This is a genomic window from Streptomyces sp. NPDC001858, assembly GCF_053594615.1.
Genome location: NZ_JBSFEV010000012.1, coordinates 100,971 through 118,301, shown reverse-complemented (window position 1 = coordinate 118,301; position 17,331 = coordinate 100,971). Strand labels below are relative to the sequence as shown.

Here is a 17,331-nt window from a genome sequence, read left to right as displayed (position 1 = left end):
AAGTGCGGGCCGGACGACGGGCGCAAACCGCCCACAGGGCATGCGCGTACACGTTCTGAACTGCGGTTCTGTGAGAGCCCTTAGAGTTCGGATCAGGCGGTCACGGGGAGCGTGACCGTGAACTCGGCGCCGACGCCCGGCTCGCTGCGCACCTCGATGCGGCCGCCGTGCGCCTCCGTGAGCGCCGCCGCGATGGCCAGCCCCAGGCCGGTGCCGCCCTCCCCGCCGGAGGTACGGGAGCGGGAGCCGTCGGCGCGGGTGAAGCGTTCGAAGATGGTGGGGAGCAGCTCGGGCGGGATGCCCGGCCCGTCGTCCCGTACCCGGATCACGCACTGCCTGCCGCCGGACTCCGTACTGCCCGACTCCGCACTGCCGGACCCCGTACTGCCGGACCCCGTACCGTCGGCCGGCGAAGGCGCGACGCTCTCCACCACGACGGTGATCTTCGTGCCGGCGGGTGTGTGCACCCGGGCGTTGGCCAGCAGGTTGGCCACCACCTGATGCAGCCGGGAGGGATCGGCGACGACGGACACGGGCCCGTCGAGCCGCAGCGAGAGCTGCCATTCGTGCTCGCTCCCCGCGGCCTGCGCGTCCCAGACGGCCTCCGCGACCAGCGTCGCCAGGTTCACCTCCGTCCGCTGCAACGGCCGTCCCTCGTCGAGTCGGGCGAGCAGCAGCAGGTCCTCGACCAGGCCGGTCATCCGGGCCGACTGCGCGGAGACGCGGCGCCAGGCGAGCTCCGGGTCGATCGTCCGGTGGTCGCTGTCGCCCTTCATGTATTCCGCGTAGCCGGCGATGGAGGCGAGCGGGGTGCGCAGTTCATGGCTGGCGTCGGCGAGGAAGCGGCGCATGCGTTCCTCGGTGCGCCGGCGTTCGGCGAGCGAGGACTCGACGTGGTCGATGAGCCGGTTGAGCACGACGCCGACCTGGCCGGCCTCGGTGCCGGGATCGGTGTCCCGCGGGGCGACGCGGGCGAGCGCGGCGACCTCGCCGCGGTCCAGCGGCACTCGGGCGACCTCGGCGGCGGTCGCCGCGACCCGACCCAGCGGGCGCAGCTGCCGCCGGATGACCAGCGCGGAGATGCAGGCCGCGGCGGCCAGTCCGACGGCGCCGATCACCGTCTCGACGACGACCAGCCGGTCGATCGCCTGCTGGACGTCGGCCGTCGGCAGCCCGGCCAGGACGGGGACCCCGTCGCCGCCGAGCGCGGTGAGGCGGTACGTGCCGAAGCCGGGAACGGTGCGGGTGTGCAGCGACCCGTCCGCGGTGATCCCCTTCAGGGCGGTGAGCTGGGCGGCGGTGAGCACCTGCTGCCGGCCGTCCGCGGTCACCACCTCGGCGGCGATCACCTCGCCGTCCGCGAGCCGGGCGGCCAGCGTGCCGGCCGGCTGCCCCCGCTCGTTGAGGAACCCCAGATCCGTCGCGCCGCCCGTCCGGCGTTGCAACCCGCCCTGGCTGCGCTCGGCGGCGTCGGTGACGCGCTGGTCCAGCGCGCCCAGGAGATGGGCGCGCTGGACGAGGACCGTGGTCAGCGCCATGGCCGCGCACACGACGACCAGGGTCGCCGAGACGAACAGCACGAGCCGGACCCGCAGCGAACGCCGGCCGAGGCGCAGCTCCGTCACGTCCACTTCGTCACGTCCACTCGTCGGCGGCCCTGATCGCGTACCCCACCCCGCGCACGGTGCGCAGCATCGGCGCCCGTCCCTTGTCGATCTTCGCGCGCAGGCCGTGGATGTAGACCTCGACCAGGTTCCCCTCGCCGTCGAACGAGGCGTTCCAGACGTGGTCGAGGATCTGGGTCTTGCTGAGCACCTGGTGCGGATGGCTCATCAGGAACCGGAGGAGGTCGAACTCCTTGGTGGTGAGCGTGACGGGGACGCCGGCGCGCTGCACCTCGCGGGTGCCCTCGGACAGCACGAGGTCCCCCAGCGTCAGCACGGCGCCGCGCTCGGACGTCTCGGCGGGGCGGGCCCGGCGCAGCAGACCGCGCAGCCGCAGGACGACCTCCTCCAGGGAGAACGGCTTGGTCACGTAGTCGTCCGCGCCGGCCGACAGCCCGTCGATGCGGTGCTCCAGCGCGTCGCGGGCGGTGAGCATCAGCACGGGCAGCCGGGCGTTCTCGCTGCGCAGCCGGCGCAGCACCTGGACCCCGTCGACGTCGGGCAGCATCCCGTCGAGGACGACGACGTGCGGGGCGCAGTCGCGCGCGAGGCGCAGCGCGGTGCGGCCGTTCCCGGCGGTGAAGGATCGCCAGCCCGCCTCGGTCACGGCCGCGGACAGCAGCTCGGTGAGCTCGGGCTCGTCGTCGACTATCAGCACGCGGACCGTGCCGTCACGGGGAGCGGAGGTGCCGGACATGGAGCGAGCCTCTCGCGGTTCGCTCTCGGTCCGCCATGAGGACGATGTGCGTGGGCTGTGCGTGTCCCGTGGTCACAGGCGTGGGGAGCGGCGGACGGTCAGGACGGCGACGTCGTCGTGGCGGCGGCCGTCCCCGGCGAACGCGCGGGCGTCCTTGTGCAGGGCCCGGGGCAGTTCGGTGGGGGAGACGTCGAGCTGTTTCATCAGGCGCTCGTCGACCGGGTAGAACGTGCCGTCGGCGGCGCGGGTCTCGGTGAGGCCGTCGGTGGTCAGCACGAGCGTCGAGCCGGGCGGGAAGTCGAACCAGTCCACGGTCGTGGGCTCGGCGGCCAGTTCGGCGAGCCCGAGCGGGACGCCGGAGTCCAGCGCGGGCGTGGTGACGGCGCCGTCGTTCATCAACCGGGGCGGAATATGGCCGCAGTTGACCACCTGCGCCTCCGGGCCCGCGTCGACGCAGACGATCAGGGCGGTGACGAACCGTTCGTCGTCGCCGGTCTGCTCGGCGTAGGAGTTGTGCCGGACGACCGCGGCGTCCAGGGCGTCGACCAGCGCGGTGAGCGTGGGCTCGCGGTGGGCGGCCTCCCGGAAGGCCCCGATGACGGCGAACGCGGCGCCCACCGCGGCGAGCCCCTTGCCCTGCACGTCCCCGATCAGCACCCGGGTGCCCCAGGGCGAGTCGACGACGTCGTAGATGTCGCCGCCGACCAGCCGGTCCTCCTGCACGGGCTCGTAGACGCCGTTGACCAGGACGTCGTCGGTGAGCAGCGGCAGGGGGTGCAGGATGTGCCGCTGCATGGCGGCGGCCGTGGAGCGCAGCCGCAGCATCTCGCGCTCGCGTCCGATGCGCCGGTGGCAGGCGTAGACGGAGACGGCCCCCAGGGCGAGGGTGAGCAGCACCAGCAGCGCCCGGTCCATCCAGCGGCCGCCCGCGGGGGCCCGCACCACCACCGTGGCGGTGACGAAGAGGACCGTCCACGCGGCGATGAACCGCGTCTGCTGGACCGTGCACACCGCCGACGCCGCGCTCGGCAGGAAGATCAGCAGCCCGAGCAGCCACACCTCGGAGCCGGACAGGATGCCGAGCAGCTCCACCAGGAGCGTCACCGTCAGCACGCCGAGGACCGTCTCGGCGTTGCCCGGGGGCTCGATCGCGTCGAGGGCGTCGAGGGCGACGGCGGTCCGCTTCCGACGGGTACCGAACATGGGAACTCCCGCGCAGGTGATGATCTCTCTGCCAGCTTAGACAGCTCGCCGACCACCGTTGCGATACGGCGTACCGTACAATGACCCGTATGCCTCGCCATTCCCCTTCGCTGGACCGTGCGACACCGGACCGCATCGCCGAGACCGCCCTGCTCCTGGTCGACGAGGGCGGCCCCGAGGCGCTCACCTTCCGGGCGCTGGCCGCGCGCCTGGAGATCTCCCTCGCCTCCCTCCAGCGCCGCTGCACCGACCTGGCCGGACTGCTGGACCTGTGCACCGACCACCTCGCCGCCCGGCTGCCCGAGATCGCGCCCGGCACCGACTGGGCGACCGCCACCCGGACCCGGTTCACCGCGCTGTACCGGCTGCTGGCGGAGCATCCCGGACTGCTCGCCCTGCGCGGCGCCCGCCCCTGGCTGAGCCCGAACCTGCTGGCCCGCCTGGTCGAACCCCAGCTCGCCGACAGCCTCGCGGCCGGGATGACCCCCGAGGCCGCGATCACCGCGTACCGGCGGATGTACCTGCTCACCCTCGGCAGCGCGAGCTTCGTCGACCACCGCGACCCGAAGTCCACCGGCGCGGCGGCCCGCACCGCCCTCGCCGCGCTCGACCCCGAGACGTTCCCGGTGCTGACCGGCCAACTCGCGACGCTCGTGCCCGCCCTGACCGACCACGAGGTCTACCACGGCGCGCTGCGCCAGCTCATCCACGCGGCCGACCCGCGCCGCGACCACCAGTGAGGACCGAGGCCCCATGAGCACCACCGTCACCCCCACCGCACGCGTCTTCAGCAGCGACAACGCCGCCGGCGCCTCCCCGGAGATCATCGAGGCCGTGACCCGGGCGGCCGCCGGACAGGCGCTGCCCTACGGGGCCGACGACAGCACGGCCGCGGTCCGCCGCCGCCTCGCCGAGGTCTTCGAGCGCGAGGTCGACGTCCTGCCGGTCTCCACCGGCTCCGCCGCGAACGCCCTGAGCCTGGCGGCGCTCACCCCGCCCTGGGGGAGCGTGCTGTGCCACCGCGACAGCCACATCAACAACGACGAGTGCGGCGCGCCCGAGTTCTTCACGGCGGGCGCCAAGCTCGTCCCGCTCGGCGGCGCCGACGCCAAGATCGACCCCGACGAACTGCGCGCGGCCGTCCGGCACAAGGCCGGGGACGTGCACAGCGTCGAACCCTCGGTCGTGAGCGTCACCCAGGCCACGGAGACCGGCGCGGTCTACACCCTCGACGAGATCCGCACCCTCGGCTCGATCGCCCGGGAGGCCGGGCTGGGCCTGCACATGGACGGCGCCCGGTTCGCCGGAGCCGTCGCCGCCCTCGGCTGCACCCCCGCCGAGCTGACCTGGCGGGCCGGCGTCGACCTGCTGTCCTTCGGGGCCACCAAGAACGGCACGATGACCGCCGACGCGATCGTCGTCTTCGACCGCTCGCGCACCGCCGAACTCTCCTTCCGCGCCAAGCGCGCCGGACAGCTCGCGTCGAAGATGCGCTTCCACGCGGCCCAGCTCGACGCCTACCTCACCGACGGCCTGTGGCTGCGCAACGCCGCCCACGCGGGCGCCATGGCCGCCCGGCTCCAGCAGGGTCTCGCCGCGATACCCGAGGTCGGCCTGCTCGGCGCGGCCGACGCCAACATCGTCTTCTGCCGCCTGCCCCACCGCATCACCGAGGCGCTCCTGGCGGACGGCTACGCCTTCTACCACGACCGCTGGGAGCCCGGCGTGGTCCGCTTCGTCACCTCCTTCGCCACGACCCCGCAGGACGTCGACGGCCTCCTCGCCGACGTCCGCCGACACGCCCTCTGATCCCCGGCCGGACGGTTGAACGGGCCCCGCCGTTCGCGCGTATCCCCTGGTGAACGCCCGTCCACAGGCGCGGACGGGCAGAGCGCCTGATACGGAGTCGTACGTGCTTCAGCAGCCCCTGTCCCGCCGTGTGCGCGCCGCCGCCCTGGCCGGCAGCCTGGCCCTGCTCTCCCTCGTCACCGCGTGCAGCGGCGGCGGGGACGACGCCGCCGCGAAGGCCACGCCGACGCCGACCACGGTGACCGCCGCCCCCGAGGCCGGCGTCGTCGCGCCCGCGAAGGTCGAGGTGATCGCGGGGCTGACCGGCTGCACGGCCAAGATCCGCATCGAGGCGGAGGAGCTGCGCCAGGGCGTCTGCCACACCGAGGAGGCGGACTATTTCATCACCACGTTCCCCGAGGAGCAGCTGAAGGAGACCTGGCTGGACGCCGCCAGCGTCTACGGCGGCCAGTACCTGGTCGGCTCCCGCTGGGTCATCAGCGCGCAGCCGAAGAAACTGACCGAACTGCGCCCCAAGCTCGGCGGGACCATCCAGCAGCTGGGCGGCACGGGCCCGAGCGCGGTCCCGACCACGTCGTGACGGGTGTGACGGGGGTGGGGGTGCGGACGCCGGTCGGCTACGGGCGCGGCCAGGGGCGCGCGCCGATCGCCTCGATGCCGTAGTTGAAGCGCCGCAGATAGGCCGCGAAGGCGGCGATGTCCTCGTCGGACCAGTCGGCCATCACCTCGCCCAGGATCTCCACGATCCCCTCCCGCTCCGCGTCGAGCAGCCGGTCGCCCTCCTCGGTGAGCCGGAACTTGCGCGCCATCCCGCCCTCCGGGTCGGGGATCCGCTCCAGGAGCCCCGCCCGCATCGCCGCCGCGGTCTGCCGGTTCAGCGTGGAGGCGTCCAGACCGAAGGCGTCGCTGAGTTCCCCGATCGACATGGGTCCCTGCATCCGGATCCGGCTCAGCATGATGTACGCGCTGCGCTCCATGACGCTGTTCTTGCGACGGCCGCCCCGCTGGTTCAGGAACGAGTGGCGGCTCAGCAGCATCTGCTCGTACTCGACCTCGTGCGCCGGCGTCTCCATGTGCCCGACCTCCTGCTTCGCTGCGCTCGCACCATCCTGGCACACCGGTGTGCATGCGCCATGTCATGTGCTCGATACATACGACATGTACGATGCACATCCATCGCAGCAGAGATCCTTCACCGCGCACCCACGTTCGAGGAGTCCCCATGGGCGCCCCCGCCCCCCAGCCCACGGCCCGCCCAGGAGCCGTGATCGCCACGCTGGCCTTCGCCGGCACCACCGCGGCGGTCATGCAGACCCTGGTCACGCCCCTGATCGCCGAGCTGCCACAGATCCTGGACACCTCGTCCTCGAACGCCGCCTGGGTGATCACGGTGACCCTGCTCGTGGCCTCCGTGTGCGTGCCGGTCGTCGGCCGCCTCGGCGACCTGGTCGGCAAGCGCAAGATGCTGCTCGCCTGCTCCGTGCCGCTGGTCGTGGGCTCTGTGGTGTGCGCGTTCGCCTCCGACGTCGTGACGATGATCGTGGGCCGCGGTCTGCAGGGCATGGGCATGGGCATGGTGCCCCTCGGCATCGCCCTGCTGCGGGACGTCGTACCGGCCGAGAAGCTCAGCGGCGCCATCGCGCTGGTCAGCGCCTCCATGGGCATCGGCGGCGCCATCGGGCTGCCGGTGGCGGCGGCGGTCGCCCAGTACGCGAACTGGCGGGTGCTGTTCTGGGGCGCCGCCGCCCTGGCCGCCGTCGTCGCCGTCCTGATCTTCGTGTTCGTCCCGGACGTCCCCGCCGGCGCCAAGGGCCAGCGCTTCGACCTGCCCGGCGCGATCGGCCTCGGCGTCGGCCTGGTGGCCCTGCTGCTCGCGATCTCCAAGGGCGCCGACTGGGGCTGGGCCTCCGGCACGACGCTCGGCCTGTTCGCCGTCGCCGCCCTGGCGCTGTTCGGCTGGGGCGTGTGGGAGCTGCGCACCACCGACCCGCTGATCGACCTGCGCACCACCGCCCGCCCCCGGGTGCTCTTCACCAACATCGCCTCGGTCTTCATCGGCTTCGGCATGTACGCGAGCCTGCTGGTGATGCCGCAGCTGCTGCAGTTCCCCGAGGCCACCGGCTACGGCCTCGGCCAGTCGATGCTCGCGGCCGGTCTGTGGATGGCGCCCGGCGGCGTCATGATGATGATCGTCTCCCCCCTCGGCGGAAAGCTCACCAACGCCCGCGGTCCGAAGTTCACGCTGGTCTGCGGCGCCCTGGTGCTGGCCGCCGGCTACTTCGTCTCGCTGGCCCTGATCGGCTCCGCCTGGGGCGTCATGCTGGTCACGATCATCACCAGCAGCGGTGTGGGCCTCGCCTACGGCGCCATGCCCGCCCTGATCATGGGCTCGGTGCCGCTGACCGAGACCGCCGCCGCCAACGCCTTCAACACCCTGATGCGCTCGCTCGGCACCTCGATCGGCGCCGCCGTCATCGGTGTGATCCTCTCCCAGCTGACCACCACCATGGGCGGCCACACCTTCGCCTCCGAGGACGGCTTCCGCACCGCGCTGCTCGTCGGCGGCGGACTCGCCCTGGTCTCCGGGGCCATCGCGGCCGTCATCCCCGCCCTGCGCAAGACCGCGGCCGACGAGGACCCGGCCGCACCGGTCACCGCACCGGAGCAGGCCAAGGTCTGATCCGCCGCGGCACGAAAGGGGCGCCCGTGTCGTACCGGGCGCCCCTTTCGCGGTCTCACGCCAGGTCCAGCAGCCCCCTGCGCACCGCCTCCGACACCGCCGCTGCCCGGTTCTCCGCGCCCAGCTTGCGGTAGACCCGCACCAGATGCGTCTTGACGGTGGCCTCGCTCAGGAACAGCGCCTCGGCGATGGACCGGTTGCTCAGGCCGTCGGCCAGCAGCCGCACCACCTCCACCTCCCGGCCGCTCAACTCCCGCTCGGGCGCGACCACTTGGCCGACCAGCTCGTCCATCACCTCCGGCGCGAGCCCCAACGCCCCGGCCGCGGCCCCGCGCACCGCCCGGAACAGCTCCTCGGGCGGACCCGCCTTCAGCACATACCCCCGGGCCCCCGCCTCCAGCGCCCGCACGACATCGGCCCGGCCCGAGTAACTCGTCAGCATCACCACCGGCACCCCGGGAGCCTCGCCCGCCAGCCGGCGCACCGCCTCGATGCCGTCGATGCCACCGCCGCCGCCGAACCGCAGATCCATCAGCACCACGTCGGGCGCCAGCCGCGCCGCGAGCCGCACGGCCTCCTCCCCGCTCCCCGCCTCGGCCACCACCTCGACACCCGGCTCGCCCTCCAGCAAGGCCCGCAACCCGGCCCGTACGACGACATGGTCGTCCGCCAGCACCAGCCGCAACGGCACCCCGGTCACCGGACGGTCGCCGGGGCCGGGCGGGTCGCGGGCCGGGTCGGGACGGTCGCGCGCAGCCGGGTGCCGTGGCCCGGTGCGCTGCCGATGTCGAGATCGCCGCCGCATTCGCGCAGCCGCGCCCGGGCGGCGGGCAGCCCGAGCCCACGGGAGCTCTGGGACGGGACGCCGATCCGGCCGGGCTCGAAGCCCGCGCCGTCGTCGCGCACCTCCAGCTCCACCCGGTCCGCGTGCCCGTGCAGCGTGACCAGGACGTTCACCGCACGCGCGTGCTCGCGCACATTGGCCAGCGTGCTCTGCGCGACCCGGAACAGGGTCGCCGCCGACTGCCCGTCCAGGGCCGGCCGAGGCTCGCCCACCGAGCGGAACCGCACCCGGGCCGCCGCGCCCTCCGCCTCGGCCCGCGCGCACAGCAGCCGCAGCGCGCCCTCCAGACCGGCCTCGTCCACGGCCGCCGGCGTCAGATCGCTGATGATCCTGCGGGTCTCGGCGAGATTGGCGTGCAATCCGTCGGCGACCGTCCGCAGCCGGGTGCGGGCCACCTCCGGACGCGTGTCCCAGTCGCGGTCGGCGGCCTGCAGCAGCATCACCCCGCCCGAGAGCTCCTGGGCCAGCGTGTCGTGCAGGTCCCGGGCGATCCGGGCCCGCTCGGCCAGCACCCCGGCCTGCCGCTGCTGCCGGGCCAGCACATCCCGGGTGCCCCGCAACTCCTCGACCAGCCGCAGCCGTTCGGCCGCGTCGCGCTGCTGGGTGCGGTAGAGGGCGACGGTGCCCCACACGGCCGCCACCGGGATCAGGACGATCTCCGGGTCGAACGAGCCCGTGCTGCGCACGAGTTGAGCGGCCAGGACGACGGTCAGCACGGCCAGCGCCGCCCCGGCCGCCCGCCGGCCGAGCGCCCGCAGCGCGACACAGGCCAGGGGCACCGCACACCACACATAGGCGGCCGTGAGCGACTGCGGGGCGAGGGAGACCAGCGTCGTCCACAGCGTCACCAGGGCCGCGATCCACAGCGGGCGGCCGATCCGCCCGAGCCGCTCCCCGGCCGCGAGCCCGCCCGCGTACACCAGCGCGAGCAGCCCGCTGACGGTGACGATGTCCCAGCACAGGCCGATTCTCAGCCGCTCCAGCCGGACCAGCCCGGCGCCCACGACGACGAAGAACGTCAGATGGGCGAAGTGGGCGGGCGTCGGCCGGCTCGCGCGGACGGCTCTCACAGCGCCGGAACCACGGGCGGGAGCACGGTCGGACACGGCAGATCCCCTTGGACGATGATCCGTTCGAACGGGGGTCCGAGTCTATCCGCCGCCTGTAGGGACCGTGTGAGGACGGGTGGGGTCCGCCGCCCTCGGTCAGGCGCCCGGGCGCAGCCCGAGGAAGCCCGGGGTCGGGTCGCCCTTCACCTCGCCGAAGTACAGCGCGAACGTCTGCTTCAGCCGCTCCACCTCGGCCCGGTCGGACATGAAGCGGGGGAAGCCGTCGACGTTGGCGTTCGGGTACTCCCAGACCGGCTTCAGACCGGCCGGGGGAGTGATGTCGGTGCGCACCGACCAGCCGCTGAAGGACGCCCCCTGCGTGGCCGCGGACAGCTGCCAGTTGAGGTAGAGCTTGGCGGTCGCGGTGTTCTTCGCCGCCTTCAGGATCGCCGCCCGCTGACCCCACGCCATGAACGGGGCGCTGTCCGGCAGCACCCACTTCACCGGGCCGGTGGCCAGCGCCGAGCCCGAGCCGCCGACGCCGATCGCGTACTGCCCGGCGCGCACAGCGTCCCCGGGCGAGTTGCTGCCGCGGGCGAACCGGACGTCCTGCGCGGCCAGCCGGGCCACGAAGTCCCAGCCGTAGTGCTTGACGTAGAGGGAGTACAGGAAGAGCACCGCGTCGTCGTCGTGCGGGAACGACGACGCGATCTTCCCCTTCCACTTCGGGTCGAGCAGGTCCAGCGGGGTGCGCGGCGCGTCCGGGCCGACCGCGCCGGGCCCGTACATGAAGCTGAAGCCGATCGCCCCGATGGCGACCCACGCGCCCTGCGGATCCTTGAAGCCCTCGTGGACCTTGGAGAACCCGGCGGGCCGGTAGGCGAGCAGCCGGCCCTGGGACTTCCAGCGGACGAAGTCCTGGAGAGTCTGGAGCTGGACGACGTCCGGGACGAGGGTGCGGGTGGCGAACTGGTTGTCGACGCGGACGTCGTGGTACTTGCTGTAGTCCACGATCAGCTTCAGGTCGATGCCCGGGAAGGCCTTGAGGAAGGCGGCCTTGGTGCCGTCCTGCTGGGTCGGGGTGTCCCCGCCGGCGTAGACGACGAGCTTGCCGCCCTCGGCGAGCGCGGCCCGGTACAGCTCGTCGAGCGACCGGGTCTCCTCGGCGTCGGCGCTCCGACGGCCGGAGGAGGAAACGGAAGCGGCGGGAGTGGCGGGAGTGGCGGCGGCGGGCGAGGCGCCGAGGGCGCCGACGCCGAGGGCGGCGCCCGCACCGGTCACGAGGAGACGCCTTCTGCTGGGAGAGCCGGCGGAGCTGGGCATGTCGGGGAGACCTCTCTGCTGCTGACGGGGGATGGGGACCGGGCGCCTCGGTCGAAGCCGATTCTGCTGTGCCCCGTCTGTGCCGCGCGTCGTCCGGACGGATCGAACGCCCCGCGTGCGGTGGAACCCCCGTTCAACCGAACGGTTGAACGGCCTCCCTGGCTGCGGACGTTACGGCCGCGCCAACCGCCGCATCGTCAGCGCGAGCTGCAGCCGCAGCCGCCCCTGCGGTGTGCGCACCGCCCACCCCAGCAGCTGCTCGGCGTGCGTCAGCCGGTCCTGGAGCGTGGAGTGGTGGACGTTCGCCTCGGCCGCCGCCGCCCGCAGACTCGCCGTGGCGGTGACGGCGTACAGGGTCGCGAGCAGCCAGGGGGCGTCCGCGGCGGCCGTCTCGACCGCGTGGACGTCCGGCGGAGGCTCGGCCCCCGGCAGCACGAGGTCCGCCAGCAGGGCGATGCTGCCGAGTTCGTCGGCGTAGACGACCCGGGGACCGGGGTCCTGCGCGGTGCCGTCCGCGGTGAACCGGAGCGCGGTGCGGGCCGCGGCCCAGGAACGGGGCAGCTCCGCGACGGGCACGGCCGGCCCGTAACCGGCCCGGCCGACGGGCGCCGCGCCCACGGCGCCGACCGGTCGGCCGTCCGCGGGCAGCACCCGGGGCCGGCCGCCGGGGGTGGCCAGGGCGCGGGCCGGGGCGGCGGGGTCGAGGCCTAGGCGGCGGGCCGCGTGCAGCCGCGCCGGTTCGGCGGCCGTGGCGTCGAGGAGGGTCTCGACCAAGGCGGGATCGTCCAGCGGCGCGCGTCCGCGGGTGCGGTCGAGGACCAGCCGGGCCACCCCGGCCGCCCGTTCCAGGATCACGGCGTCCACCACGCTGGGCTCGGCGCCGGCGCGTTCCAGCCACAGGGCGGGAGGGCCCTCGGGCGTCAGTCCGGCGGACGGCCAGGCCGGGTCCGCCGGCAGGTCCGTGTCCCGGCGCGTGCCGTCGGCCTCCACCCGGATCCGCACCCGCCGGTCGGCGTCGACGAGCCGGGCGGGCACCCCGGCGAGCACCGCGGCCCCGCGCACCAGCGCCTCCACCCCGGCCCGGGACTCGGCCAGCCGGTCGAAGTAGGCGATGACCCGCACGGCGGCGCCGGCGTCCGGGTCGAGCGCGGTCAGGCGCCCGGCCAGCTCTTTCATACGGCCATGATGCGCCATGCGGGCACCCGCGAGGAGGGGGCCGGCCGCTGCTTCCCGCCAGGTGCTCGCACGGACGGTCGATTCCCGGCCAGGTATGGCAAAGTGGCGGTAAAACCGACGGAGATCGCGTGGGGGTGGGCGACATGCCGGAGCTGGGCAAGGGCGGGAACACGGCGCTGGGGGCCGGACCGGTGCGGATGGAGCTGTTCGCGCAGGGCGACCAGGTCGACCTGAGCGCGCTGCTCGTCGCGGCGGACGGCAAGGTGAGATCCGACGACGACCTGGTCTTCTACAACCAGCCCTCCGCGGAGTCCGACGCCGTACGGCACCGGACCGCCGACGCCGACGGCCCCGAGCGCGTCGAGGTGGACCCGGCGGCGCTGCCCGCGGACGTCGACCGGGTCGTGCTGGTGGCCAGCTGCGACCCCGACGACCGCACACGCACGTTCAGCGAGGTGAAGAACGTCGAGGTGCGTGCCGTGCAGGAGGGCGGCGAAGCGGTCGTCTTCCGGCCGCCGGCCCTCACCGACGGCGAACGCGCGGTGCTGCTGACCGAGCTGTACCGGCGCGGCGACGCGTGGAAGCTGCGCGCCATCGGCCAGGGCTACGCCGAGGGACTCGCCGGTCTCGCCACCGACTTCGGCATAGACGTCGCGCAGGAGGACGACGCGCCGGAGCCCGCGCCCGAGCAGACACCGGCGCCCGCCGCGCCGCCGCCCGCCGCGCCCCCGGTCGCCGCTGCTGCTGCCGCCCCGCCCCGGCCGAGCCTGGTCAAGCCGCCGCTCGGGAAGATCAGCCTCGACAAGGGCAGCCAGGTCTCCCTGAGCCTGGACAAGGCCGACCGCGAGCTCGTCGTCACCGTCGCCCTGGAGTGGGACGGCGGCAGCGACCGGCGTCGCCGGGCCGGGGCCGACCTCGACCTCTACGCCCTCTTCGTGCCCGCGAGCAAGGCGCTGCGCGGCCCGCAGCCGCCCGGCGCCCTCGTGAAGTCCGGGCACGTTCCGCAGGGCGAGCCGCTGCGCCCCGGCGGGCAGCACACCGCCGGGGCCACGGTGCAGAAGGGCAAGAAGCAGAAGGCCGACGTCGTCTACTACAAGCGGCTCGGCTCGCTCGGGAGCCGCCCGTACATCGTCCTCGACGGCGACTCCAAGGTCCCCGGCCGCGAGGCCGTGCGGATCGCGCGCCCCGACGAGCAGGGCTATGTGCTGCTGTGCGCGTACTCGGCGGTCAGCAACGGCTTCGGCTCGTTCCGCAGTTTCGGCGCGAAGGTCGTCGTCGACGACGGCCGGGGCTCCAACGTCACCGTCCCGCTCTTCGAGAACACCAAGACCCGCTACTGGGTGGCGATCGCGCTCGTCGACTTCACCTCCGCCGACGGCGCGGCGATCCACCACATCGAGGCCTACAGCGCCCGCATGACGGAACGCCGACCGGTGCTGCACCCCGACGGCGCCATCGAGATGAACGCAGGCCCGGTGGAGTTCAAACGCCGCTGAGCCCCCGCCCGGGCGGTCGGCTGCGGTTCGGCAGCGCCCCAAAGGGGCGCGGGGAACTGCGCGACCAGCCACGACGGCGCCGCACCGAAACGACGGCACAGGCACGTCGTAGGCGCTCCCAGCGGAGCGCCTACTCGGCGAGCAGCCTGCGCAGCCAGTCGAGTTGGGCCGCGCGGGCCGACTTCGACAGCGCGGCCTGCGGGGCGAAGCCGTCGAAGCCGTGGAAGCCGCCCGGCCACACGTGCAGCTCCGCGACCCCGCCGGCCTGCCAGATCCGGGAGGCGAACGCGACGACCTCGTCCCGGAAGGTCTCGGCGGAGCCCACGTCGAGGAAGGCCGGGGGCAGCGCGCTCAGGTCCTCGGCACGGGCGGGCGCCGCGTACGGGGAGACGTCCGGGCCGCCGCGCCGCTCGCCGAGCAGCGCGCCCCACCCGGTCGCGTTGGCCGTGCGGTCCCAGACGCCGAGGCCCGCCATCTGGTGGCTGGAGGGGGTGTCGTTGCGGTCGTCGAGCATCGGGCACAGCAGCAGCTGTCCCAGCGGCCGCGGCCCCTGACGGTCGCGCAGCAGCAGACCGAGCGCGGCGCCGAGGCCGCCGCCCGCACTGGCCCCGGCGATCACGATCCGCTCCGGGTCGGCGCCCAGCTCCTTCGCGTGCTCCACCGTCCACAGCAGACCGGCGTACACGTCGTCGATCGGCGCCGGGTGCGGGTGCTCGGGCGCCAGCCGGTACTCCACGGACACCACGATCATGTCCAGTTCCCGCGCCCACTCCAGGGGCCCGTCCACGCCGACCCGGTTGTTGCCGATGACCATGCCGCCGCCGTGCACGTGGTAGACGACGGGCCGCGGCCGGTCGGGAGCCGGCGCGGCGGGCCGGCAGATCAGCAGCGAGATCTCGGGGGCGCCCTCGGGCCCCGGCACCGTCCGGTCCTCGACCTCGAAGGCCCCGCCCAGGGTCAGGTCCAGGTCGGCCAGGAGCGCGATGCCCGGCCCCTGGCGGACGGCCTCGATGTCCTCCGGGCTCATCCCCGGCTGGATCGACTCCTTGATGAGTTCCAGGGCGGCGGCGAGCTCGGGGTCGAAGGGCGGCGGCGGTACGGACGTCATGGGCTTCTCCTCGCGTGACCTGTTGCGACTCGTGCGGCCCATGTTCGGCCCGTCCGCCGCTCGCCGGAGCACCGCCGTCCGGCGGAACCTGCCCGCCGTTCGGCGGGTGACAGCCGTTGCCGCCGCCGTCCGCCTTCGCAGCTTGCCAGGACATGACCCTTTGTTCACCTGTGCGGGGTGGAACGGATCCGGCCGTTGCGACAACGATTTTCACCCCCACACAGGTATCAGGGCCCCACACAGGTATCAGGAGTCCCACAGTGAACGTCTCGCTCTCCGTCTGGCTGCTGACCGTCGCCGCGCTGTGCGCGCTGGTCGCCGTCGACTTCCTCATCGGCCGCACACCGCACGACGTCTCGGTCCGGGAGGCCGGCGTCTGGACGGTCGTCTGGGTCGTCCTGGCCTGTCTGTTCGGACTCGGTCTGTTCCTCTTCGGGGGCGGGAGACCCACCGGGGAGTTCTTCGCCGGGTACATCACCGAGAAGTCGCTGAGCGTGGACAACCTCTTCGTGTTCGTCCTGATCATGGGCAAGTTCGCGGTGCCCACGCAGTACCAGCAGCGGGTGCTGATGGTGGGCGTGCTGATGGCCCTGGTGCTGCGCACCCTGTTCATCGCGGCCGGCGCGGCGATCATCTCGACGTTCTCGTGGGTGTTCTACCTCTTCGGCGCGTTCCTGATCTGGACGGCCTGGAAGCTGATCCAGGACGCGAAGAGCGGCGGGCACGAGGCGGAGTACGAGGAGAACAAGCTGCTCAAGTCGGTGGAGAAGCGCTTCGGCGTGGCCGACCGCTACCACGGCACGAAGCTGTGGGTCGAGCAGAACGGCAAGCGGGTCATGACCCCGATGCTGGTCGTGATGCTCGCGATCGGCTCCACCGACGTGCTGTTCGCGCTCGACTCCATCCCCGCCATCTACGGGCTGACCGACGACCCGTACATCGTCTTCACGGCCAACGCCTTCGCGCTGATGGGCCTTCGGCAGCTGTACTTCCTGATCGGCGGCCTGCTGAAGAAGCTGGTCCATCTGAGCTACGGGCTGTCGATCATCCTGGGCTTCATCGGCGTCAAGCTGCTGCTCCACGCGCTGCACGAGTCCGGGGTGCACGTGCCCGAGATCGGCATCCCGTTCTCGCTCGGCTTCATCGTGCTGGTCCTCGCGGTCACGACCGTCACCAGCCTGCGGGCCGCCAAGCGGCAGGAGGAGGCCGCGGCGGCGGCCGGTTCCATGGTCTGACGGCGGCGGGGCGCGGCGGCTCCCCGGGCGCGCCGGGCTACGGGGTGGGCGCCGCGTCCGCGCGCATCAGCACGCAGTCGAACTCGATCACCCGCCCGGTGCCCGCCTCGCGGGTCACCGGGTACATGCCGGTGATGCCGAATCCGGCGGCCTCGTAGGCGGCGACGGCCTCGCCCATGCCGGGGCTGCCCTCGTACAGCTTCAGCACGGCCACCTCGGACTGCATCCCGACGAACTCCGCGGTCCGCTCCCCGGCCCCGGCGAAGACCTCCAGGTCGTAGCCCTGGGTGTCCATCTTGAGATAGGGGCGCGGGTCGGCGAGGCCGTCCAGCGCCTCGTCCATGACCTCCGCGAGCCGCCGGACGCGGATCTCCTCGGTGTCGGGCTTCGTGAACCGGCTGTAGCGGCCCTTGCCGTAGTCGCTGGCCGGGAGCAGGGAGTTCATCGTCTTCCAGCCGGTGTGGATCTCGGCCGTGCTCTCCTCGCGGCCCAGCCCGCACCGGTGCACCCGCCACGCGGGGTCGTTCGCGGCGGCCGTCTCCAGCCGGGCGAACGCCTGCGACGTGGGCTCGAAGGACACGATCCGGCCCGTGTAGCCGTGCCGGCGCAGTCCCTTGGCGTACTGGCCGGTGTTGGCGCCGACGTCGAAGACGCAGTTCACGCCGTAGAGCTCCAGCATCGCGGCCACGTGCTGGGCGCACAGATACGCGGCCGCCGCCAGCTGCAGTCTGCGCTCGTCCTGCCGGTCCGGGGCGTCCATCAGCAGCACGGCGCCGGTGTCGCCCAGCCGCACGACGCCGCCTTCGACGACCTCGGAGCGCGCCGCGTCCTTCGTCCGCCGCAGTACCCAGGTGTCCTTGTCCGTGCCGGTCACCCGGTACGGACCGCCGCGCCGCGAGACCACCGCCGTGCCCGGACCGAGGTCGGTCACCTCGACGCCGATCCGAGGCAACAGGGCGAGCAGTCGTCGATACAGGGTTCGCATCCCCCAGCCCTATCAGACGCGACCGGGTGCGGTCTGCACGTCGAGGGACGACGGAAGGGGCC

Annotated in this window: 16 protein-coding genes; 6 read left to right on the top strand and 10 right to left on the bottom strand. The window is 73.4% G+C overall.

From position 1 onward, the window contains the following. Positions 1-92 precede the first annotated feature (92 nt). The 3 genes from ACWCPF_RS19815 to ACWCPF_RS19805 all read right to left on the bottom strand — a co-directional run bounded on the left by ACWCPF_RS19815 (position 93) and on the right by ACWCPF_RS19805 (position 3,564). On the bottom strand, positions 93-1,625 hold the full coding sequence (locus ACWCPF_RS19815) for a sensor histidine kinase (RefSeq protein WP_451046340.1): 1,533 nt from the start codon (positions 1,623-1,625) through the stop codon (positions 93-95). Between the two features lie 10 nt (positions 1,626-1,635). Continuing rightward, positions 1,636-2,361: a response regulator transcription factor gene (locus ACWCPF_RS19810; protein WP_451046339.1), complete on the bottom strand. Its 726-nt coding sequence runs from the start codon at positions 2,359-2,361 to the stop codon at positions 1,636-1,638. A gap of 72 nt (positions 2,362-2,433) precedes the next feature. Beyond that, entirely contained in the window at positions 2,434-3,564 is a 1,131-nt protein-coding gene (locus tag ACWCPF_RS19805) for a PP2C family protein-serine/threonine phosphatase (protein WP_451046338.1), read from the bottom strand. An 89-nt stretch (positions 3,565-3,653) separates the two neighbouring features. Between ACWCPF_RS19805 and ACWCPF_RS19800 the strand changes: the two genes are divergently transcribed. The 3 genes from ACWCPF_RS19800 (at position 3,654) to ACWCPF_RS19790 (ending at position 5,953) form a co-directional block, all read left to right on the top strand. Further along, entirely contained in the window at positions 3,654-4,304 is a 651-nt protein-coding gene (locus ACWCPF_RS19800) for a TetR/AcrR family transcriptional regulator (RefSeq protein WP_451046337.1), read from the top strand. Between the two features lie 13 nt (positions 4,305-4,317). Further along, on the top strand, positions 4,318-5,373 hold the full coding sequence (locus tag ACWCPF_RS19795) for a threonine aldolase family protein (RefSeq protein WP_451046336.1): 1,056 nt from the start codon (positions 4,318-4,320) through the stop codon (positions 5,371-5,373). Positions 5,374-5,476: 103 nt separating this feature from the next. Continuing rightward, positions 5,477-5,953, top strand: coding sequence for a hypothetical protein (locus ACWCPF_RS19790; protein WP_451046335.1), 477 nt, complete (start codon positions 5,477-5,479; stop codon positions 5,951-5,953). 37 nt (positions 5,954-5,990) lie between these two features. On the opposite strand, the gene ACWCPF_RS19785 is transcribed toward ACWCPF_RS19790, so the two are convergent. After that, positions 5,991-6,446 carry a MarR family winged helix-turn-helix transcriptional regulator gene (locus tag ACWCPF_RS19785; RefSeq protein ID WP_450944778.1) on the bottom strand — a complete coding sequence of 152 codons (456 nt, stop codon included), beginning with the start codon at positions 6,444-6,446 and terminating at the stop codon, positions 5,991-5,993. Positions 6,447-6,595: 149 nt separating this feature from the next. Between ACWCPF_RS19785 and ACWCPF_RS19780 the strand changes: the two genes are divergently transcribed. Further along, a complete protein-coding gene (locus tag ACWCPF_RS19780) occupies positions 6,596-8,053 on the top strand; it encodes an MFS transporter (protein WP_451046334.1) in 1,458 nt (485 codons plus the stop codon). Between the two features lie 55 nt (positions 8,054-8,108). Here ACWCPF_RS19780 and ACWCPF_RS19775 read toward each other — a convergent pair whose 3' ends face one another. The 4 genes from ACWCPF_RS19775 to ACWCPF_RS19760 form a co-directional block, all read right to left on the bottom strand. Next, the gene (locus ACWCPF_RS19775) at positions 8,109-8,753 is read right to left on the bottom strand and encodes a response regulator (protein ID WP_451046333.1); all 645 of its coding nucleotides are present in this window, start codon (positions 8,751-8,753) and stop codon (positions 8,109-8,111) included. After that, positions 8,750-10,003, bottom strand: coding sequence for a sensor histidine kinase (locus ACWCPF_RS19770; RefSeq protein ID WP_451046332.1), 1,254 nt, complete (start codon positions 10,001-10,003; stop codon positions 8,750-8,752). Before ACWCPF_RS19770 ends, ACWCPF_RS19775 begins: the two co-directional genes overlap by 4 nt. Before the next feature lie 99 nt (positions 10,004-10,102). Then, on the bottom strand, positions 10,103-11,269 hold the full coding sequence (locus ACWCPF_RS19765; RefSeq protein WP_451046331.1) for an ABC transporter substrate-binding protein: 1,167 nt from the start codon (positions 11,267-11,269) through the stop codon (positions 10,103-10,105). A gap of 171 nt (positions 11,270-11,440) precedes the next feature. Continuing rightward, positions 11,441-12,445, bottom strand: coding sequence for a helix-turn-helix domain-containing protein (locus ACWCPF_RS19760; protein ID WP_451046330.1), 1,005 nt, complete (start codon positions 12,443-12,445; stop codon positions 11,441-11,443). A gap of 128 nt (positions 12,446-12,573) precedes the next feature. On the opposite strand from ACWCPF_RS19760, the gene ACWCPF_RS19755 reads away from it, so the two are divergent. Further along, positions 12,574-13,941 (top strand): TerD family protein, encoded by a 1,368-nt coding sequence (locus ACWCPF_RS19755; RefSeq protein WP_451046329.1) that lies wholly within the window; start codon positions 12,574-12,576, stop codon positions 13,939-13,941. Between the two features lie 130 nt (positions 13,942-14,071). On the opposite strand, the gene ACWCPF_RS19750 is transcribed toward ACWCPF_RS19755, so the two are convergent. Next, positions 14,072-15,049: an alpha/beta hydrolase gene (locus ACWCPF_RS19750; RefSeq protein ID WP_451046328.1), complete on the bottom strand. Its 978-nt coding sequence runs from the start codon at positions 15,047-15,049 to the stop codon at positions 14,072-14,074. A 260-nt stretch (positions 15,050-15,309) separates the two neighbouring features. Between ACWCPF_RS19750 and ACWCPF_RS19745 the strand changes: the two genes are divergently transcribed. Then, positions 15,310-16,284 carry a TerC family protein gene (locus ACWCPF_RS19745; protein WP_451046327.1) on the top strand — a complete coding sequence of 325 codons (975 nt, stop codon included), beginning with the start codon at positions 15,310-15,312 and terminating at the stop codon, positions 16,282-16,284. Between the two features lie 37 nt (positions 16,285-16,321). Here the strand turns inward: ACWCPF_RS19745 and ACWCPF_RS19740 are convergent, their stop codons facing one another. Continuing rightward, on the bottom strand, positions 16,322-17,269 hold the full coding sequence (locus ACWCPF_RS19740; protein ID WP_451046326.1) for an FkbM family methyltransferase: 948 nt from the start codon (positions 17,267-17,269) through the stop codon (positions 16,322-16,324). Between the last annotated feature and the right edge of the window lie 62 nt (positions 17,270-17,331).

What these genes read in the sequence shown, in the direction of transcription:
- ACWCPF_RS19800 (WP_451046337.1), top strand. Translation starts at nt 3,654, where the DNA reads ATGCCTCGCCATTCCCCTTCGCTGGACCGTGCGACACCGGACCGCATC.
- ACWCPF_RS19760 (WP_451046330.1), bottom strand. Translation starts at nt 12,445, where the DNA reads ATGAAAGAGCTGGCCGGGCGCCTGACCGCGCTCGACCCGGACGCCGGC.
- ACWCPF_RS19780 (WP_451046334.1), top strand. Translation starts at nt 6,596, where the DNA reads ATGGGCGCCCCCGCCCCCCAGCCCACGGCCCGCCCAGGAGCCGTGATC.
- ACWCPF_RS19785 (WP_450944778.1), bottom strand. Translation starts at nt 6,446, where the DNA reads ATGGAGACGCCGGCGCACGAGGTCGAGTACGAGCAGATGCTGCTGAGC.
- ACWCPF_RS19795 (WP_451046336.1), top strand. Translation starts at nt 4,318, where the DNA reads ATGAGCACCACCGTCACCCCCACCGCACGCGTCTTCAGCAGCGACAAC.
- ACWCPF_RS19805 (WP_451046338.1), bottom strand. Translation starts at nt 3,564, where the DNA reads ATGTTCGGTACCCGTCGGAAGCGGACCGCCGTCGCCCTCGACGCCCTC.
- ACWCPF_RS19810 (WP_451046339.1), bottom strand. Translation starts at nt 2,361, where the DNA reads ATGTCCGGCACCTCCGCTCCCCGTGACGGCACGGTCCGCGTGCTGATA.
- ACWCPF_RS19765 (WP_451046331.1), bottom strand. Translation starts at nt 11,269, where the DNA reads ATGCCCAGCTCCGCCGGCTCTCCCAGCAGAAGGCGTCTCCTCGTGACC.
- ACWCPF_RS19750 (WP_451046328.1), bottom strand. Translation starts at nt 15,049, where the DNA reads ATGACGTCCGTACCGCCGCCGCCCTTCGACCCCGAGCTCGCCGCCGCC.
- ACWCPF_RS19740 (WP_451046326.1), bottom strand. Translation starts at nt 17,269, where the DNA reads ATGCGAACCCTGTATCGACGACTGCTCGCCCTGTTGCCTCGGATCGGC.